We start from the raw sequence: 20110 nt of genomic DNA, 5'->3' as shown, positions 1-20110 counted from the left end.
ACTCGGGCCGCCGAACTGCGCTGGTTGTCTCACGAGGCTCAGGAACTACCGGCTCGGACTGCCACGATCAACAAGCCGCGCCGAAGATGCCCCAATCATCCCCACCTACGGAAAACGGGCCTAGCCGTCCTCACCTACTTACGAGCCTGAACGACTGAGCGCTCGCGTGGCCTTCTTGGCCCGGTTGATGTTGTTCTCACCTGCTTGCGAGCTTGAACGACTGAGCGCTCGCGTGGCCTTCTTGGCCCGGTTGATGTTGTTCTCACCTGCTTACGGGCCTGAACGACTGAGCGCTCGCGAGGCCTTCTTGGCCCGGTCGATGTTGTCCTCGCCCACTTACGAGTCTGAACGACGTCCCTTGTGGCCCGGTTATCCACGCGCGAGAGTCTTCACAGGTCGGGATCTCTACGGATGTGAAAGAACCGATGCGAAAGGCCGCACTCTTGGCGCCGGTGCGGTGAGAAGTGGTGCGGGCGTAAACGGCGCCGGATAACGGCGAGTAACCCGAAATTTCAGTCTTTGGATGGGTTCAGAGGCGGAAGCCGGTGTCGGGGATGATCTCGGCGACGTCCATTTGGGCTTTCTGGAGGTGGCCGGAGTAGTCCCAGTTCATGGCTTGCCAGCGGGTGAACTGGTCGAGGACCCACATGCCGGATTGGCGGCTGCCGTTGCCGGATTTGCCGTTGCCGCCGAAGGGGAGGTGGGCTTCGGCGCCGGAGGTGGAGTTGTTGACGCTGAGCATTCCGGCGGAGACGGACTCGCGGAAGCGGAACACGGAGGTGGGGTTGGTGGTGTAGATCGAGGAGGACAGGCCGTAGCCGGGTTTGTTGGCGAGGTGGATGGCCTCGTCGAGGGTTTCGAAGGTGGTCACGCCGACGATGGGGCCGAAGGTCTCTTCCAGGAACAGCCGGTCGTCGGGGCGGACGCCGTCGACGACGACGGGGTGGTAGTAGAGGCCGCCGTCGCCGGTGAACTCGCCCCGGGGGCTGGATTCAGTGATCTTGCCGGTGGGGCCGGTGAGCACCTGGTGGTGGGGTTCGACCCAGGTCAGGTATTCCTCGAACCGGTCGGCGAACTTGTGGTCCAGCAGCGGGCCGCAGATCACGTCGCCGGTCGGGTCGCCGATGGACGCGGCGCGCACGGCCGCCGTGTAGCGGGCCACGAAGTCGTCGTGGATGGATTCGTGCACGATGACCGTGCCGAGTGAGGTGCAGCGCTGGCCGGCCGTACCGAATCCGGCGAAGAGCGCGCCCTCGACGGCGAGATCGAGATCCGCGTCCGGCATGATCACCATCGGGTTCTTGCCGCCGAGCTCCAGGCAGGGCGACTGCAGGTGCCGCCCGCACAGCTCGCCGATCTTGCGCCCCACCTCGGAGGACCCGGTGAACCCGACCTTCTGCACCGAACCCTCACCCAGCGCCTGATCCAGCCCGGCGAAGGTGGCCGCGCCGTCCGCGAACACGATGTTGAGCACACCGTCGGGCAGCCCGGCCGCCGCGAACAGCCGGTAGAGGGAGTGCGCGGAAGCGGCCGCGTACTCAGCGGGCTTCCAGATGACCGCGTTCCCGCACAACAGCGCAGGAACCAGATACCAGGATGGCACCGCCACCGGGAAGTTCCCCGCCGTGATGATCGCCGCCACCCCCACCGGAACCCGGAACGTGAACAGGCTCTTGTCCGGCATCTCCGACGGAACCGTCTGCCCGTACAGTCGCCGCCCCTCGCCCAGGAAGAAATCGCAGGTGTCCACGATCTCCCGGACCTCGCCCAGGGCCTCCGCGTACGGCTTGCCGATCTCGTCGGTCACCAGCCGGGCCAGCGTCTCCGCGTTCTCCTCGACCAGCCGCCCGATCGACGCGATCACCCGCCCGCGCACCGGCGCGGGCACCTTCGCCCAGTCCCGCTGCGCTCCTGCCCCGACCCGGCAGGCCCCCGCGAACGTCTCCGCGTCCGCCAGCCCCACCTCGGCCACCACCTGCTCCACCCGAGCCGGATTAACCGACTTGTACGGCGCTGCGGCCTGGCTGTCCTTACCACCGATGACGGAAACGATGTGGCGGGTCATCGTTGACCTCCAAAATCCTTCGCGAAGGGCGCTTTGTTCCAGAGTATTTCCGTCAGCCGCGTATTTCCTCAGCCATGTATTCCTCGGACACATATCTCCTCATCCACCAGGAGACTCAGTCACCAGGGGGAGAGACCAGCCACGGGAGACTCGGTCACCAGGCCACTCGATCACGGGGCGACTCAGTCTCAGTGACCGGGCGACTCAGTGACCGGGTGCCCCAGTCCCGGGTGCCCCAGTCCCGGGTGCCCCAGTCCCGGGTGCCCCAGTCCCCGGGCGACTCAGCCTTCGGGGTGAACAGTCAGCCGGAGACTCAGCCTCCGGGATGACCAGTCAGCGGGAGACTCGGTCACCAGGCGACTCAGTCCCCCGGGCGACTCAGTCTCCGGGTGGCGCGAGCCCTTCTTGGTGTGCGATCGCGGCTGCCTGGGTTCGTGTGGCCACCCCGAGTTTGGCCAGGATGTTGGACACGTGCACGCTCGCGGTCTTCTGCGAGATGAAAAGCCGCTCACCGATCTCCCGGTTGGAGTTCCCCGCCGTGACCAGCGCGAGCACCTCACGCTCCCGACTGGTCAGCGAGGCCAGCACATTCACCGGCAGCGCCTCGACCGCACCGCCTCGACTGCCCGGTCCGCCCGTTCTGCCTGGTCCGCCCGTTCTGCCTGGTCCGCCGGGTCCGCTCTGTCCGGCCTGGTTGTCGTCGGTCAGCGAAAATCGAGCCCGCCGACCGAGTTGGGCCAGTGCCGTCCCGAGCGGAACCGCCCGCAACCGGTCGGCGATCTTCGCGGCGGCAGTCCACTCCACCAGGGCGGAAGCCCGGTCACCGGCTTCGAGCAGGGCTTCGGCCAGCCGCCACCGCGACCGAGCCTCCTCGTAGCGGAAGCCGAACGAGAACGCTTCCGCCGTTGTCCGCCAGATCTCCGGCGTCGCCGTGCCGTACACCCGATGCCATTCGGCTTCGGCGCGCGCCGCCCAGCCCTTGCCCTCCGGGCCGAGTTCCCCACGCGGCCCGGACAGGCCGTTGGCGGCCGCATACCGGGCACGGGCCAGCAGTTCGTCGGCGTGTTCCCGGATGGTCCGCGTCTGCTCGGCGGTGATTCGGTGATCTCTGGCCTGCTCGGCCAGCGCCCACAGCCCGGTCGCGGCCATCCTGATGGATCCGGCGTCGAATCGTGTCAGCGTGGCCAGCACCGCCTCGATGTGCGTCAGAGCCGTCCCGGGATCCCCGCGCCACAACGCCTGCTCGGCCGCCAGCCCGCGCGCCATGTAGATCACGAACTCGTCCTGGGGCCAGAACGGCTCGAGCCAGCGCAGCCGCTCGTCGGCGGCGGGCCGCCCCTGGCCGACCTCGACGAACAGCGCGAACGACGACAGGACCGCCTCGGCTATCGTGCCCACCCGGACGCCGAACCCGTTCGCCAGCGTCTCCGCCGTGGCCCAGTCGCCGTCCACATAATGCACGAGATATTGCAGGAAACGCAGGTCGGTGCCGTACATGCTCCAGGTGAGGCCGGTTTCGCGGGCGAGCCTGACCCCCTCCTCCGTGGACTTGGCGGCGGCCTCCAGATTGCCTCGTTCGTATTGCACGCGGGCGTGGTTGAAGCGGGCGCGCAGGTTGATGGACAGATTGGGGGAGTTCTGGGCTGCCGCGCCGGACAGCAGCTCCTCGGCCTGCGCCGGCGTGCCGGTGACCTCCTCGAACAGCGCGAGCGAGATCAGCGCGGTGGTCTCCGCGTCGGCCGCCCCGGTCCGGCGCGCCACTTCCAGCGCCCGGGTCGCCGTCGCGTGCGCCTCCTCCGGCCGCCTGCTGTCCCACAGCGTTCGCGCGTACGTCGCCAGCGCCTTGGCCAGCAACGGGTTCTCCGGTTCGTCGCCGAGGGCCGCGACAGCGGCGTGGGCCGTGTCGACCATCCCAGCGGAGTCGTCCGCGTCGGCCTGGTAGTAGGCCAGCCGCTCGTTGGTCTCCGCGATCAGTTCCGGCGTGCCGACCAGCTGCCGCAGCCGTTTGAGCTGGGCGATCGCCCGGTGGTAGTCGCCGCTGTCGGCCGCCGCGGCGGCGCTTTCCAAGGTCAGCCTGACCCGGGTCGTCCCGGTCAACTGCTCGGCGTCCGGAACGTGCGCCCAGTCCGCGAGCGCGCGGTCGAAATGCCGATGCGCCTCGGCGGGCGCCCCCAGCTCGATCGCCCGTCGCCCGGCCTCCACCGAGGCCACCACCGCGCCACGCAGATCGTGCGCCGCCGAATAATGATGCGCCAGCTCGGCGGCGGATCCGCCGCGTTCGGTCAGCAGCCCCGCGAACGCCAGATGCAGCCGGGTCCGCTCGCCCGGCAGCAGATCGTCGTAGACGGCCTCCTGCAGCAGCGCGTGCCTGAACTCGTAGCCGATCCGGTGCCCGACGGCCAGCAACCCCCGGGAGACGATCTCCCGCAGCGCCTCCTCCAGCGGCTCGTCCGCCAGCCCCGCCGCCGCCCGCAGCACTTCGTGATCGACCCTCCGGCCCGCCACGGCCGCCACCCTGAGCACCTGCTGCGCTGTGTCCGACAGCCCTTCGACCCGCGCCATCAGCACGTCGGCCAGCGTCCCCGGCAGCCGTTCCGAGCCCGCCGTGGACGCGAACAGCTCCTCGGCGAAGAACGGGTTCCCACCTGCCCGCCGCACCACCCCGTCGATGGCGTTCGCGTCCCCGTCACCCAGCGCGGCCAGATGCGCCGCCATCGCCTCATCCGCGAGCGGCGGCACCTCCACCCCGGTGACCAGCGGCAACCGCTGCAACTCGGCCAGCACCGGCCGCAACGGATGCCGCCGATGCAGATCATCCGTCCGGTATGTCCCGACCAGGCACACCCGCTCTCGCTGCAACATCCGGGTCAGAAACACCACCAGATCCCGAGTGGAGCGATCGGCCCAATGCAGATCCTCCAGCACGAACAGCACCGGCCGCTGCTCCGCCACCTCCGTGAGCAAGCTCAACATCGACCCGAACAACCGCTGCTGCGCCAGCCCTCCCGTCACCACATCGGCCGGCGTCGCATCCGAATCCGGCAGCAACCGCCGCAAAACCGGCCGCGCCGCCAGCCCCTCCACCACCGGCCCGCCCGCAGCCCCCCGCAACGCATCGGTAAGCGGCAGGTACGGCAACGCGTCGCCCAGCTCAGCACACTGACCCACCAGCACCACGAAATCCCGCCGCCTGGCCAGCTCGACCAGCTCCCGGATCAGCCGCGTCTTCCCAATCCCCGCATCCCCACCGACAAGCGCGACCCCCGCCAGCCCCCCAGCCGCCGCGTCAAGCACCCGCACCAGCCGCCCAAGCTCCTCACCCCGCCCAATCAAACTCCCGGGGCCCACCGATCCGCTTTCCGCGTCACGCCCACCTCGTGCATCCGGGCTACCCGGTGACCCCTGGCTGCTTCGCGAGTCCTGCCCACGCCAAGCGTCCCGCCCACTTTGCGCGTTGTGGCCAGCCCGTGCGTCGCGCCCACTTCGTGAATCCTGGCCACCCCGTGCGTTGTGGCCAGCCCGTGTGTCGTGCCCACCCTGTGCGTCCTGCTCACCCCGTGTGTCGTGCTCACCCCGTGTGTCGTGCTCACCCCGTGTGTCGTGCTCACCCCGTGTGTCGTGCTCACCCCGTGTGTCCTGCCCCACATGTGCTTCGCGGCTACGCCGTGTTTCCGCGTCGCCTCGTCCGGCCTGGCCGCCTTCTTGACCGCCTGGCATCCCCTGGGCGCTTTGCGCCTCTTGGCCGAGCTGCGTGTTTCGCGGCATCACGGAGTGAGTATTTCACGCGCCTCCGACAGAATGCGGTCCTGAGCTGGGCGACGTTGAATTGTCGGCGGACCCGGATATGGTGCGGCGCGTGATCGAACGGTGGAGTCGGGATCAGGTGCTGGCGCTCGCGCCGGACGCCTCGTCGCAGAAGGCGGCGGCGGGTGTGAGCGCGCCCGCGAAATGGTCGCGTGCCGGAGTGGCGCGCGACGCGTTGTGGGGGGAGTGCAAGGGCAGCGGCGCCAAGCCGTACCGGGCTTGTGTGGATCTGCGGGAGCCCGCGTACCGGTGCAGTTGCCCCAGCCGGAAGTTTCCCTGCAAGCATGCCCTCGGGCTGCTGCTGCTCTGGTCGGCCGACGGGGTGCCCGCCGCCGAGGAGCCCGTCGACTGGGTCGAGGAGTGGCTGGACCAGCGCCGCGAGCGCGCCGCCAAGCAGACGGCCAAGGTCGCGGAGAAGATCGCCGCCATCACGGCGGACGAGGCCGCGGGCGGCTCCGGGGGTTCCGGTGACGATCGGCGGGCGCGGCAGCGGGAGGAGCGGGTCGACGCCGGTCTGGCCGATCTGGAGCGCTGGCTGGGCGACCAGATCGCGCACGGTATCGCCGGCGCCCGCCAGACCGCGCCGGCCGACTGGGCCGACCTGTCCAAACGGCTCGTCGACGCGCAGGTGCCCGGGGTCGCGAGCGTCATGACGGAGCTCAGCCGGGTGTTCCGGCATGAGGACTGGCCGGCCCGCCTGCTGTCGGAATACGCGCTGGTCCATCTGCTCGCGGTCGCCCACCGCAGATCCCCCGAGCTGCCCCGCGATCTGCGCGAAACGGTCCGGTCCCGGGTGGGGTTCACCACGCCGAAGGAGAACGTGCTGGCCCAGCCGCCAGTGCGGGACCACTGGCAGGTCATCGGCTCCCGCGACGAGGACCGCGACCGCCTGCTCTCCCGCCGGGTCTGGCTACTCGGCCGCGCCACCGGCCGCGCCGCCCTGGTGCTCTCCTTCGCCCCGGTCGGCCAGCCGCTGGACAGCTCACTGGTCCTCGGCACGACCATCGACGCCAGCCTCTGCTTCTATCCCGGCTCCGCGCCCCTGCGCGCCCTGGTCGCCGAACGCCACTCGGCCGCCGCCTCCAGCGCGACGCCTCCCCATGGCGTACGGGCGGGCGAGGTCCCGCAACTGATCGCGGACGTCCTCACCCGCGATCCGTGGACAGAATCCTGGCCCATCGTCCTCAACGATGTAGTCCCCGCCCAAGCGGACTCCGCCTGGCACCTGGCCGACCACGACCAGAAGGAGGAAAACGCCGTGCCCTTGCTCCCATCCACCGGCACACCGTGGCAACTCGCCGCGGTCTCCGGCGGCCATCCGGTAACCGTCGCCACCGAATGGACACCCGACGGCCTGCGCCCTCTCACCACCTGGGACGAACAGGGCAGGGTGGTGATCCTGTGAACGACCAGACGACGAGTCGGGCCGGGTGCCGGCAACGTCAGGTGGATCCTCCGAACGGCCGGTCGATGAGCCGGGGATGTTGGCGGCGTCAGGCGGGTTCTTCGAATGGCCGGGCGATGAGTGGTGCTGGGCGCCGCCAGTGTCAGCTGGATTCTTCGAGCGGCCGGGCGATGAGTGGTGCTGGGTGCCGCCAGTGTCAGCTGGATTCTTCGAGCGGCCGGGCGATGAGTCGTGCCGCGCGTCGGCCGTATCTGGTGGTGATCCTGTGAATGAGCAGGTGGTGAGCCGGGCTGGATGGGAGCAGTTGGTTTCGGCGGCGTTGATGGGGAGCGATCGCGGGGCTGGTGCCACGGCCGTGAGCGTGTTGGAGCAGGCCGCCGTGGAAGTGGTGGCGCGGCGGGCGGGGCAGACGCCGGTGCGGGCGGAGCCGCTGGCCGCGGCTCCGGTGGAGAGCTTGCCGCTGGTGCCGTCCAGGGCCGCCGATCGGCTGGCTCGGATGCTCGCGGGAGAGCATTCCCGCCTGATCGGCGAGTGGCTGGAGCTCGCGGTGGAGCACGGCGTTCGTGTTCCTGCGCGGTTGATTCCGCAACTGCTGGATCTCGGGGCGCGCGACCGATCGGTCCGGGCTCACCTTGGCGTGCTGACGGGGGCTCGGGGTCGATGGCTGGCCGAGCTCAACCCGTCTTGGGCGTATCTGCATCAGGAGTCGTCCGGGGAGGGTCTGCTCGACCACGGCGTCTGGGAGTTCGGCAGCAGCGGCGACCGCCGGGCCTTCCTGCAGCGGCTCCGGGCCGCCTCGCCGGGAGACGCCCGGGAACTCCTGGCCGTCGGCTGGGACAAGGAGTCGCCCGCCGAACGCGCGGTCTTTCTCGGCACCTTCGCGGACGGGCTCAGCCTGGACGACGAGCCGTTCCTGGAAGCCGCGCTCGACGACCGCCGCCGCGAGGTCCGCCGCGCCGCGGCCGACCTGCTGACCCGGCTGCGGGGCTCGCGGCTCGGGCGGCGGATGGCCGAGCGGGCCGCCGGGCTGCTGGTCAGAGCCGGGAACACGCTGACGGTCGAGCTGCCAGAGCGGTGCGACAGCGCCATGGAGCGGGACGGCATCAGGAGCGAACTGCCCGCCGGTCGGAGCGGCGGCCGCAAGAGCTGGTGGCTGCAGCAGCTGATCGCGCACACCCCGCTCGACTTCTGGCCCGGACACTTCGGCCTCAGCGTCGGCGAGATCACCCGCCTGACCATCCCCGACTGGGGACGCGAGGTCGTCATGGGCTGGACCAGGGCGGCCATCCTCCAGCATGACCCCGGCTGGGCCCGCGCCCTCTTCGACCTTGAGCCGCTCACCGACCTGCTGGCCGTGCTGCCCCCCGCGGAGCAGTCCCACCGGGCCGCCGAGCTCGTCCGCGCCAAGAGCGTCAACGGCCAGCTGATCATGATGCTCGGCGGTATCGCCCGGCCGTGGAGCGGCCCTCTGGCCGCCGCCGTCCTCGAGCGTGTCGTCGAAGTCGCCGCCAGCCAGCCGTGGAACGCGGGCGAGCTGGCCAAACTCGCCGCGGAACGGCTCAACCCCGCCCTGCACGACCAGCTGGGGCACCTCCCCGACGACCTGCACGTTCTCCCGACCACGCTGCGTTTCCGATTCGACCTGACCAAGGAGTTCTCGTGACCACCGTATTGCGCCCCCACGCGGAAGATCAGTACGCGGACGAGCTGGCGATCCTGGCCAAGGCCGACGACCGCCCGCGCCCGCCCGGCTGGAAGCTGTCGCCCTGGGCGGTGACCACGTACCTGCTCGGCGACGCCGACTACCCGGGCGGGCCCATTACACCCAAATACATCGGCCCCCGCCGGATCGTCGAGGTGGCCGTCGCCACCCTGGCCACCGATCGCGCGCTGCTCCTGCTCGGCGTCCCCGGCACGGCCAAGACCTGGCTCTCCGAGCACCTGGCCGCCGCCGTCAGCGGCGACTCCACCCTCCTGGTCCAGGGCACCGCGGGCACCGCCGAGGAAGCCATCCGGTACGGCTGGAACTACGCCCGCCTGCTCGCCGAAGGTCCGTCCCGGGAGGCTCTGACGCCGAGCCCGGTGATGCGGGCGATGGCCGAAGGGCGGCTGGCCCGGGTCGAGGAGCTCACCCGCATGCCGTCCGACGTGCAGGACGCCTTGATCACCGTGCTGTCGGAGAAGACGCTGCCGATTCCGGAGCTGAACGAGGAGGTCCAGGCGGCCAAGGGCTTCAACGTGATCGCCACCGCCAACGACCGCGACCGGGGTGTGAACGAGCTGTCGAGCGCGTTGCGGCGGCGGTTCAACACCGTGGTGCTGCCGACGCCCGCCACCGCCGAGGAGGAGGTCGACATCGTCTCCCGCCGGGTCACCCAGCTTGGCCGGAGCCTGGAACTGCCCGACACGCCCGCCGGGATGGAGGAGATCCGCCGGGTGGTCACGGTCTTCCGCGAGCTGCGTGCCGGGGTGACCGGCGATGGCCGCACCAAGGTCAAGTCGCCGAGCGGCACGCTGAGCACGGCCGAGGCGATCTCCGTCCTGACCAGTGGCATCGCTCTCGCGGCCCACTTCGGTGACGGCGTCCTGCGGCCCGCCGACGTCGCGGCCGGGATCGTCGGGGCTGTGATCCAGGATCCGGTGTCCGACCGGGTCGTCTGGCAGGAGTACCTGGAGACCGTCGTCCGGGAACGGAAGGACTGGCGTGACTTCTACCGGGCCTGCCGCGATGCGAGCTGAACCCCGCCTGACCGTCCTGGGCGTCCGCCACCACGGCCCCGGCTCGGCCCGCGCGGTCCGCGCCGAACTGGAACGGCTGTCCCCCGACATCGTCCTGATCGAGGGCCCGCCCGAAGCCGACGCCTTGGTCTCCCTGGCCGCCGACCCCGAGATGGAGCCCCCGGTCGCCCTGCTGGCCCACGTCCCTGGCGACCCCACCAAAGCGGCCTTCTGGCCTTTCGCCACCTTCTCCCCAGAATGGCAAGCCCTCCAGTACGCCGCCCACGCCGCAATCCCCGCCCGCTTCTGCGACCTCCCCGCCACCAACTCACTGGCCATCCGCCCCCAACACGACACTTCAGGCGACACCCCCGAAGATCCAAGAGACTCCCCCGAACCCGCCTCCGACGGCGGCGGCGGCCCAGCCGAGGCTGGCGTACCCGCTTCCGGCGGTGGTGGCTCAGCCGAGGCTGCTGTGCCTGCTTCCGATTCTGGCGGTGGCGGCTCGAGTGAGGCGATCGTGTCCGCCTCTGGCGGTGGTGGTTCGGCCGAGGTTGCTGTGCCTGCTTCCGATAGTGGTCGCTCGGAGGACGCGATCGTGTCCGATTCTGGCGGCGGTGGCTCAGTCGAGGCTGCTGTGCCTGCTTCCGATGGTGGTCGCTCGGCCGAGGCCACCATGCCCGCTTCCGGCAGAGGTAGCCCGGGTGAGGCCGTCGCCCTCGATGGTGGTGGCCCGGGTGAGGTCGTCACGCCCCTTCCCGACCGCGATAGCCCGGGCGCGAACAGCCTGGACGGGCCGGTGGAGCGGGATTCGGAGGAATCTTCTCGGGAGGCTGATGGGTCTGGGTTTCGGGTGGATCCGATTGGGGCGCTGGCCGCGGCGGCCGGTTATGACGATCCGGAGCGTTGGTGGGAGGACGCCGTCGAGCATCGGGGGGATACCCCGTTCGAGGTGATCGCTGAGGCGATGGCGGCGGTCCGGGAGGGTTACACGCCCGACGAGTATGAGGCCCGGCGGGAGGCGTACATGCGCCGGACGATTCGGGCGGCCGTCAAGGAGGGCTTTACGAACATCGTCGTTGTGTGCGGCGCGTGGCATGTGCCGGCCCTGACTCAGGTGACCACGGCCGTTGCCGATGATCGGTTGCTTAGGGGACTGCCCAAGGTCAAGGCGGAGATGACGTGGGTGCCCTGGACCCATGGACGGCTGGCCAGTTGGAGTGGTTACGGCGCGGGCATCACCTCACCTGGCTGGTATCACCATCTGTTCGACAACCCTGTCCAGCCGATCGAACGGTGGCTGACCAAGGCCGCGCGCGTGCTCCGGGAGGAAGGCCTGCCCGTCTCCTCCGCGCACGTCATCGAATCGGTCCGGCTCGCCAACAGCCTCGCCGTCCTGCGTGGCAGGCCCCTCGCGGGACTCGCCGAGGTCACCGAAGCGGCCAGGGCCGTCCTCTGCGAGGGCGACGAGCTCCCGGTCGAACTGATCCAGCGGCAGCTCGTCGTGGGCGAAAGCCTGGGCCACGTCCCCGACGCCACCCCCATGGTCCCGCTGCAACGGCACCTGCGCGAGGAGCAACGGCGCCTGCGCCTCAAGCCGGAGGCCCTCGCCCGCGACTACGACCTGGACCTCCGCAAACCCTTGGACCTGGACCGCAGCAAGCTGCTCCACCGCCTGCGCGTCCTCGGCGTGCCCTGGGGCACCCCACGGGAGACCCGCGGCAAGGGCACCTTCAAGGAGTCGTGGACCCTCGAATGGCATCCCGAATACGACATCACCCTGATCGAAGCCGCGGCCTGCGGCATCACCGTCCCGTCCGCCGCCATGACCAAGATCCGCGAAGTCGCCGCCGGGCCCGCCCATTCCGCCACCCCCGGCTCTCCGGCGGCTGAGGCCCAGGGCGTCGCCCTCGCGGATCTCACCGGCCTGGTCGAGCAGTGCCTGCTCGCCGATCTGCCGGACGCGCTCCCGCACGTGCTGAAGGCGATCGGCGACCGGGCGGCGCTCGACCACGACGTCCGGCATCTCATGGCCGCCCTGCCCGCCCTCGTCCGTGCCCAACGCTACGGCGACGTCCGCGGCACTCCCGCCGACGGCCTCGGCTCGATCGTCACCTCCCTGCTGGCCCGTAGCTGCGCCGGCCTGTCTCCAGCCGTATCCGGCCTGGACGACGACACCGCCCGCGAAATGGTCGTGCAAATCGACGCGGTGACCTCAGCAGTCACCCTCCTCGACGACCCCGCCACCACGAACGCGACTTCGCCCGGAGACGCGACTTCGCCCGGAGACGCGACCTCGTCTGGAGACGCGACTTCGCCCGGAGACGCGACCTCGTCTGGAGACGCGACCTCGTCCGGAGGCGCAATCTCGTCCGGGAACGTGTCCTCAGATGTGGCGTCGAGAAGTGTGGATTCCTCTGCGGCTTATGCCGTCACATCGCCGAGGGGGAGGTGGTTGGCGGCGTTGCGCGGGGTGGCCGATCGGGCTGATGTGCCGGGCGTGATCGAAGGGCGGATCGTACGGATCTTGTTCGACGCCGAGGTCATCGATGACGCTGATGACCGGATGTCCAGGGCGATGTCTCTGGGGCATCCGCCGGTTCGGGTCGCGGCCTGGATCGAAGGGTTCCTGTCCGGGGGCGGGCTGATGCTCGTGCACGACGCGCGGTTGCTCGCGATGGTGGACGGGTGGCTGACCGGGCTCCAGGGGGAGGCGTTCATAGATGTGCTGCCGCTGCTGAGGCGTACTTTCGGGGCCTTCGCACCGCCGGAACGGCGGGCCATCGGCTCTCGGGTCGCCTCCGGCGCGACGGCGCCAGTAGAGATCACGTATGACGAGAGCCAGGCCGCCGGGGCCGTAAGGACCGTGCTGGCGATTCTGGGGAGGGCTTGATGGACGAGCGGTTACGCCGGTGGCGGCTGGTGCTGGGGAGCGAGGCCGACGGCATGCCGGGCTGTTCCAGCGGAGAGCTGGGGGCGGGAGACGCGGGTATGGACGCGGCCCTGGCCGCGCTCTACGACCAGGGCGGGAGCGACAGTTCGCGCAGTGCCGGGCTGGGATCGTCGGCGCCCAAGGTGACCCGATGGCTCGGCGATATCAGGACATACTTCCCGTCCTCCGTCGTTCAGGTCATGCAGAAGGACGCGATCGAACGGCTCAACCTGAGCCGTCTGCTGCTCGAACCGGAGATGCTGGAAGCCGTCGAAGCCGATGTGCACCTGGTCGGGACGTTGTTGTCGCTCAACCGGGTGATGCCGGAGCAGGCGCGCGAATCGGCGCGGGCGGTGGTCCGGAAGGTCGTCACCGAGCTGGAACGGCAACTCGTCCAGAAGACCCGGGCGGCGGTGACCGGTGCGCTGGACCGGGCCGCGCGCACCCATCGTCCCCGGCGCACCGCCGACATCGACTGGGACCGCACGATCCGCGCCAACCTCAAGAACTATCTTCCCGACCGGAACACCGTCGTGCCCTCCCGGCTGGTCGGATACGCCCGCAAACAGCAGGCCGTGCAGCGCGAAGTCGTGCTGTGCATCGACCAGAGCGGCTCGATGGCCGCCTCCGTCGTCTATTCGAGCGTCTTCGGCGCGGTCCTGGCCTCGATGCGTTCCCTCCGCACCAGCCTCGTCGTCTTCGACACCGCCGTGGTCGACCTCACCGACCAGCTCCACGACCCGGTCGAACTGCTCTTCGGCACCCAGCTCGGCGGTGGCACCGACATCAACCGCGCCATCGCCTACTCGCAGGGCCTGATCACCCGCCCCAACGACTCCATCTTCATCCTGATCAGCGACCTTTACGAAGGCGGCGTCCGGGACGAGATGCTCCGCCGGGTGGCGGCCATGACCGCCGCCGGAGTCCAGGTCATCGTCCTGCTGGCTCTCTCCGACGAGGGCACCCCCGCCTACGACCGCGACAACGCCGCAGCCCTCGCCGCCCTGGGCGTGCCCGCTTTCGCCTGCACCCCCGACGCCTTCCCCGGCCTCATGGCCACGGCCATCGAACGAAGGGACATCGCGGCCTGGGCCGAACGCCACCTCAAGCCCAAATAGAACCTCGGAGGGGTGAGATCACTCTGGGTCGCTTCCCGCCCAAGGTCTGGGGCGCTTCCCGGCAAGGGTTTGGGGTGCTTCCCGCCCAAGGTTTGGGGAGGCGCTTCGGGAGATGGTCTGACGCCCTTACGCTGCGGCTGGATCTTCATGCGGGGATGCTCCGGCGGAGGTCCTACGCCCAAGTGCGGATGGCCGGGGGTGTGGGTGGGTTTGTACGGTTCGGGGTGTGACTACCGTGACTGCCCCTGATCGTCCGCAGATCTTCGACCAGCGATATCGGGCCTTGAGCGTGGGTATGGTCGCGCTCTTCATGCTGGTGGCGTTCGAGTATCTCGCGGTGGCGACGGCGATGCCCGCGGTCGCGCGGGAGCTGGAAGGCCACCACCTCTACAGCCTGGCCTTCAGCGGTGGCATCGCGGCCGCGTTGATCGCCACCGTGGCGGGCGGCCGGTGGGGGGACGTACGGGGTCCGGACGCACCCCTGTGGACGGGGTTGCTGGCCTTCCTGGCAGGACTGACCTTGGCGGGGGCCGCGCCCACCATGGAAGTCTTCCTGCTCGGGCGGTTCCTCCAGGGCTTCGGCGGGGGCATGTTCGACGTCGCGATCTACGTCCTGGTCGGAAGGGTCTATCCGGCGGCGACGCACCCCCGCGTGTTCTCGCTGCTGGCCGCCGCCTGGGTGCTTCCTTCGGTGGTCGGCCCGGCGATCACCGGGTTCGTGACCCAACATTTCAGCTGGCGGTGGGTGTTCCTGGCTGTTCCCGTCCTGGCAGCCCCGGCGGTGTTCGCCCTCTGGCGGGGTCTCGCCGGGCACGGGCGAGCAGCGCAGCACGAAAACCCCGAGGAGGTCACCGTGCGCGAAACCGGGTGGGAAAGTGCGCACGAAACCGGCCGGGAAAGCCTCCACGAAACCGGCCGAAAAGGTGGGACGGAGGTCGGGCGGCGACGTCTGGACGGATCCGTTGGGCAGGGTGCGGGGCAAATAGGGCGGGAAGGTGGGGCGGAGGTCGGGCGGCGACGCCTGGACGAATCCGTCGGGCAAGGTGCGCGGGATGTAGAGCGGGAAGTCGGGCGGCGACGTCTGGTGGAATCCGTCGGGCAGGGTGCGGGGGACGTAGAGCAGGAAGGTGGGCTGGAAGTCGGGCGGCGACGCCTGGACGAATCCGTCGGGCAAGGCGTTCGGGAAGTTGGGCAGGAGGACGTTGGGCTGGGCGGGCCGGCAGCCGCCAGCACGGCTGATGGGGGATTTCGGCTTCGGCTGGCTATGGGGGTGTTGGCGGCGATCGGTGCGGGATTGCTGCAATACGGCAGTGGTGGCGGCAACGTTGTGCTGATCGTCGCGGGGCTCGTGGTGCTGGCGGTCTCGTTGCCGAGGCTGCTTCCCCGGGGGACGATGCGCGGAGCCCGGGGGCTTCCGGCCGTCGTGGCGTTGCGCGGTATCGCCACTGGTGCCTTCCTCGCCGCCGAGGTCCTGATTCCGCTGGTGCTGTTCGAGGAGCGCGGTCTCTCCCCCGATCAGGGCGGTATCGCGCTCACCGGGGGCGCGCTGTTCTGGTCGCTCGGCTCGTGGATCCAGGGGCGCAAGCCGTACCGGCGGAATCGTGCTCTTGCGCTCGGGTGCGCGCTCATCGCGGTCGGGGTGGCGGTGACGGCGCCGATCGTCGTGCCCGAAGTGCCGGTGTGGGTGGCTTTCGTGGGCTGGTCGGTTGCCGGATTCGGAATCGGCGTGGTTTATCCGACCTTGTCGGTGCTCGTTCTGGAATTGTCGGAGCCGGGGGAGCAGGGGAAGAACAGTGCGTCGCTCGCTGTCGGGGAGTCCGTGCTGACTGTGGTCGCGATCGCCGTCACCGGTGCCATTTTCACCGTGTCCGCCGCGTACGCATTGTGCTTCGTGCTGCTCGCGGCCATGGCCGGGGCAGGTGTGCTCCTCGCCGGACGTGTCACCATGGAGGTCTGAGCAAGGGGGAATCACGTGCCGCGTGTCCGCGAGATCGAGGTGTTCCGGCTGGTCCTGCCCTATGGGCGGCGTCCGGAGAGCATCCTCGTCAAGTTGACCGACTATGGCGGCATGGCCGGGTGGGGCGAGGTCGTGCAGCCCGCCTTGGACACCTGGGAGGATCTTGAGGAGTCCCTGGGTGAAGCCCTTATCGGGGTGGATTGGGAGCATCCCAATGAGCTCGGGGGCATTCCAGGCGGTTCGGCCGCCGATATGGCGTGCTGGGATCTGTGGACCCGGCTCATCGGCGTCCCGCTCGCCCATGCGCTGGGCGGTAGCCGTACCTCACTGGCGGCGACCGTGCGGGTGAGCGCCGACGGGTCGCTGGAGGGCACGGTCAGCCGCGTCAACCGCTACGTCGGGGGCGGATACGGACATGTCACGCTAAATGTCCACCCGGGATGGGATGTGGAGCCGGTTCGGGCGGTTCGCGCGGCCTACCCGGCGCTGGCCATCGCCGTGGACGGGTGCGGGGCCTACACCGAGATCGCGCAGCTGGAGGCCCTGGACTCCTACGGCCTGGCCGGGATCGAACGCCCCTGCACCGACCTGCTCACCAGCGCCGAGCTGCAGGACCGGGTGGCGGCCCCGGTCGCGGTGGAGGTCGCCTCGCTCCAGGAACTGGACCGGGCGATCACCGTGCACGCGGGCCGGGCGCTGCTCCTGCGGCCCTCGCTGTTCGGCTCCCTCGCCGCGGTACGGCGAGCGCACGACTACGCGGTCGCCGCCGGCTGGGACATCACCTGCGCGGACGGCCGAGGCGCCGGTCTGGCCAGGGCGGCCACGGTGGCGGTCGCCAGCCTGCCCGGCTGCACCCTGCCCAGCGACGTCACCGAACCCCCGCGAAGCGCCCAGATCGTCACCCCGCCAGTGGGTGCCTCCGGCGGCGTCGTCGCGGTCCCGCTCACCCAGCCCGGCCTCGGCCACACCATCGACGAAGACCAGGTCAGACGGCTGGCCAAGGAGTCCTTCCGCACCCACTGACGGTCACATCCCGTCGCATCCCGCTTTGAGCTGATCCGGCGACGGCACAACAGCTGGGGGCACAGCAGTTGGGGGCACCACGGTCGGGGGAGCGGCAGTCGGGGTCGCGACCGCTTCGACCGGGTTCGCGGGCCGGGTTCGAACAGATTTGGGCCGTGCCTGATCCTCCAGCGCCTGCGCGGTGACGCGCCGGATCAGGTCCCAGTCCGGATACCCCGTGTGGATCAACGGCGGCACGAACTGCACGCTCGTCACCTTCGCGTGCTTCACCTTCGCGGCCAGCGGCACCAGGTGCTCCAGCATGCCCCGCGGCACATCGGTCTGGATCATGTCCTGGGTGGCCGCCGCGATCTGGTTGAACCTCGCCAGCACGCTCGCCGGATCGGCCTGGGTCAGCAGCGCGTTGAACACGCAACGCTGCCGCCGCATCCGGGTGAAGTCATCGCTGAACGTGCGCGATCGCGCGAACCACAGCGCCTCCGCGCCGCCGAGCCGCCGGGTGCCCGCCCGGACCAGGCCCTCGTTGTACCGCCCGAACACGACATCCCGATCCACCGTGAGGACCAGCCCGCCCAGCGCATCGACAATCCGGGCGAATCCCCAGATGTTCACCATCGCGTACCAGTCGATCTTCAATCCGAGCGTGTAGCCGACGGTCTCCTTCAGCGTCTGGGCGCCCATGCCCTGCCGCCCGCCGAACAGCTCCGGATGCTCGTCCGCGTACTCCCAGACCGAGAAGAGCAGATCCTCCCGCGAGCCTCCCGCCCCCACCGGAAGCCGGAACCCGTCCGGGAAACGGGCATGCATCGGACTGCCGGGCGGAAAACGAACGTCTTCCAGGTTCCTCGGCAGGCTGAACACGACCGTGTCGCCGGTGCGCACGTCCACGCTCGCCACGTTCACACTGTCGGTCCTCATCCCGATCCGGTTCTCGTCGGCGTCGCCGCCGACCAGCAGCACGTTCACCCGATCCCGACCCGACCAGGGATCCCCGATCGGCTCGGCGGAGCCGCCGAACATCCGCTCGAGCGCACGCTGCGAGACCGTCACATACTGCGCCGTGATCACGAACGGCGCCGCCATCACGATCGCCAGAACTCCCGCCACCGTCCCGGTGAGGATCTGCCCCTTCCTCGGCAACCGCCATGGCCGCAGCACGATGAACGAGTGCACGATCAGGACGAACCAGCCCAGCGCGGCCGCCCACGCCAGCATGCTGATCTCCGTCAGCCAGCGCAGCGCGCGACCCGCCAGCCCGGCATCCGCCGTCTTCACGATGGCGAAGCCCGTCAGCACGATGCCCAGATAGGTCCCCAGCAGGGCCAATCCGGTGCGTGTCCACCCGGCCCGCAGGTGGGCCGCGCCGGGCAGAACGGCCGAGAGCGCGAGCCACCCGATCACTCCCGCTGGCTTCTTCACGTCCACCCCGACCGGAATATCGATCCACTGATGCGTCACTGACAGTGCCGCTGCGATTACATTGAACCGCCCCCGCGGCCGTCATGCCGTCGCCTTTGGCGATGTATGGCAACTTCATCGGCAGGTTCGGCCACCCGATGCCCACACAACGGGGCAATTCCCTACCAGGGGAATGCGAACAGACCGTAGTAAGCGGCCGTAACCAGCAGCAGCCCCGTGCCGCCCAGCACGCCGGTCAGCGTGGCCTTCTGCCACCGGGACGGCTGCCAGCCGTCCCGCAGCCCGACGATCAGCGCCCCGACCGCGCCCGCCTCCTGCGCCAGGATCACCACCGCCAGCACCCGCACCACCAGCCACCCGGCCTGTACGGCAGGCCAGGCCCCCGCCTGGTTCACCGAGAACAGCACGATCAGCATGATGAACGCCAGTACGGCGGCCAGCAGCCCGAGCCCCGTCCAGGCCATCCGCCTGAGCCTGCGCCTGAGCGCCGGCCACAGCTGCATGTTGGTCTGATGCCGCAGGTCACGACCGCGCAGCCGGACCATCATCTCGGTCACCGGCGCGGCCACGTAGCCGACCGCGGCCAGGGTGAGAGTGAGGCCGAGGAAGGTGCTCCCGCCATACCAGGGCGCGGCCGGTACGTCGCTGGCCTGGAAGCGCTGGATCGGCGTGGCCCCCGCCATCTTCAGCTGCGGCAGCGCCGGCAGGCTCTGGATCCAGTTCGCCAGCGTGGGCAGGTAGTCGGGCACGAACCGGCCGCCGTTGATCCGCATGGCGTGATCGGCCCCGGCCAGGAAGCGGATCGTGTAGTTGCTGGTCGGGAGGGAGTCGATCAGCGTCTCGGTGCTCTGCACGAACGGGATGGAGGGGTCCATCGTGCCGTACAGCGCGAGCGTGGGCTGGGTGATGCCGCTGAGCGCGGGGACGCTGTCGTAGCGGAGGAAGTCGAAGCCGACGCCGCCCATCGCGCGGGTGAGCAGGTCGCGCACGCCGTTCGGCGCGTGCAGGCGCTCCAGCTGCTCGTTCAGCGCGAACGCGACCTGGCGCATCGGCGAGACGTTGGGCGAGGAGACGAGCACGGTATAGGCCACATCGTGGCTGCCGGCCGCGGCGATCGGCACCACCCAGCCGCCCTCGCTGACACCCCACAGGCCGGTCTTGGCCGGATTCACGTCGGAACGGGCGCGCAGCACGTCGATCATGTGCAGAGCATCCTCGGCGAGGAGCGCGAAGTCCCGGTTCCGGAAGGAGTACCCGACCGTCCGCTTGTCATAAGAAAGTGTGACAATTCCGGATTTGGCTAGCCATTCGGCTTGGCTGGTGAACTCGTCGCCGGAGCCCGAGCCGGAGCCCTGCACGAAGACCATCGCCGGGTGCTTGCCGGGCGTCGTGGGGACGCGGATGGTGGCCTTCAGCTCCTCGCCCCGCACCGGGACGGTGATCCGCTGAACCTGGATCGGCGTGCTGGTGCTCACCGGCCGGCGTTCGGACGCGGGCTGCTCGGGCAGCTCCTCGAAGGCGGGCGCTTTCACCAGCGGCGGCGGATCGAATGCCGGCGGAGGCAGCAGGTAGCCCAAAATCGCGAGCGCGGCTACCAGCACGCCCGCCACGACACTCAGGGTGCCCCGGCCAATCGTCATCAGGCCGCTCCCCGCGGGACCATCCACAT

General features: G+C 69.8%; 12 protein-coding genes. 8 read left to right on the top strand and 4 right to left on the bottom strand.

The genetic code is table 11. The features are described 5' to 3' along the window. Window positions 1-529: 529 nt before the first annotated feature. Window positions 530-2065 carry an aldehyde dehydrogenase family protein gene (locus ABGB08_RS38035; protein WP_347600913.1) on the bottom strand — a complete coding sequence of 512 codons (1536 nt, stop codon included), beginning with the start codon at window positions 2063-2065 and terminating at the stop codon, window positions 530-532. Between the two features lie 378 nt (window positions 2066-2443). Then, window positions 2444-5413 carry an AAA family ATPase gene (locus ABGB08_RS38030; protein WP_347600911.1) on the bottom strand — a complete coding sequence of 990 codons (2970 nt, stop codon included), beginning with the start codon at window positions 5411-5413 and terminating at the stop codon, window positions 2444-2446. A gap of 162 nt (window positions 5414-5575) precedes the next feature. Here ABGB08_RS38030 and ABGB08_RS38025 point away from each other — a divergent pair, with 162 nt between their 5' ends. The 8 genes from ABGB08_RS38025 (at window position 5576) to ABGB08_RS37990 (ending at window position 17022) form a co-directional block, all read left to right on the top strand. Further along, window positions 5576-5875 (top strand): hypothetical protein, encoded by a 300-nt coding sequence (locus ABGB08_RS38025; protein WP_347600909.1) that lies wholly within the window; start codon window positions 5576-5578, stop codon window positions 5873-5875. Window positions 5876-5921: 46 nt separating this feature from the next. Then, window positions 5922-7274, top strand: a complete 1353-nt coding sequence (locus tag ABGB08_RS38020; protein ID WP_347600907.1) for an SWIM zinc finger family protein — start codon at window positions 5922-5924, stop codon at window positions 7272-7274. 355 nt (window positions 7275-7629) lie between these two features. Beyond that, window positions 7630-8937: a DUF5691 domain-containing protein gene (locus ABGB08_RS38015; protein WP_347600905.1), complete on the top strand. Its 1308-nt coding sequence runs from the start codon at window positions 7630-7632 to the stop codon at window positions 8935-8937. After that, window positions 8934-10013, top strand: coding sequence for an AAA family ATPase (locus tag ABGB08_RS38010; protein WP_155349590.1), 1080 nt, complete (start codon window positions 8934-8936; stop codon window positions 10011-10013). Before ABGB08_RS38015 ends, ABGB08_RS38010 begins: the two co-directional genes overlap by 4 nt. Further along, window positions 10003-12885 (top strand): DUF5682 family protein, encoded by a 2883-nt coding sequence (locus ABGB08_RS38005; RefSeq protein ID WP_347600903.1) that lies wholly within the window; start codon window positions 10003-10005, stop codon window positions 12883-12885. The genes ABGB08_RS38010 and ABGB08_RS38005 overlap by 11 nt, the downstream gene beginning before the upstream one ends. Beyond that, on the top strand, window positions 12885-14042 hold the full coding sequence (locus ABGB08_RS38000; RefSeq protein ID WP_347600901.1) for a VWA domain-containing protein: 1158 nt from the start codon (window positions 12885-12887) through the stop codon (window positions 14040-14042). The genes ABGB08_RS38005 and ABGB08_RS38000 overlap by 1 nt, the downstream gene beginning before the upstream one ends. Before the next feature lie 226 nt (window positions 14043-14268). After that, a complete protein-coding gene (locus ABGB08_RS37995) occupies window positions 14269-15999 on the top strand; it encodes an MFS transporter (RefSeq protein WP_347600899.1) in 1731 nt (576 codons plus the stop codon). 15 nt (window positions 16000-16014) lie between these two features. After that, window positions 16015-17022, top strand: coding sequence for an enolase C-terminal domain-like protein (locus ABGB08_RS37990; protein WP_347600897.1), 1008 nt, complete (start codon window positions 16015-16017; stop codon window positions 17020-17022). A 3-nt stretch (window positions 17023-17025) separates the two neighbouring features. On the opposite strand, the gene ABGB08_RS37985 is transcribed toward ABGB08_RS37990, so the two are convergent. Beyond that, the gene (locus ABGB08_RS37985; protein WP_347600895.1) at window positions 17026-18441 is read right to left on the bottom strand and encodes an LCP family protein; all 1416 of its coding nucleotides are present in this window, start codon (window positions 18439-18441) and stop codon (window positions 17026-17028) included. Window positions 18442-18602: 161 nt separating this feature from the next. Further along, window positions 18603-20081 (bottom strand): prolyl oligopeptidase family serine peptidase, encoded by a 1479-nt coding sequence (locus ABGB08_RS37980; protein ID WP_347600893.1) that lies wholly within the window; start codon window positions 20079-20081, stop codon window positions 18603-18605. Window positions 20082-20110 lie beyond the last annotated feature (29 nt).

The sequence above is a fragment of the Acrocarpospora sp. B8E8 genome, assembly GCF_039871605.1.
Classification (GTDB): domain Bacteria; phylum Actinomycetota; class Actinomycetes; order Streptosporangiales; family Streptosporangiaceae; genus Acrocarpospora; species Acrocarpospora macrocephala.
The sequence above is the reverse complement of the archived record's forward strand: the minus strand, read 5'-3'. Positions and strand labels throughout refer to the sequence as shown.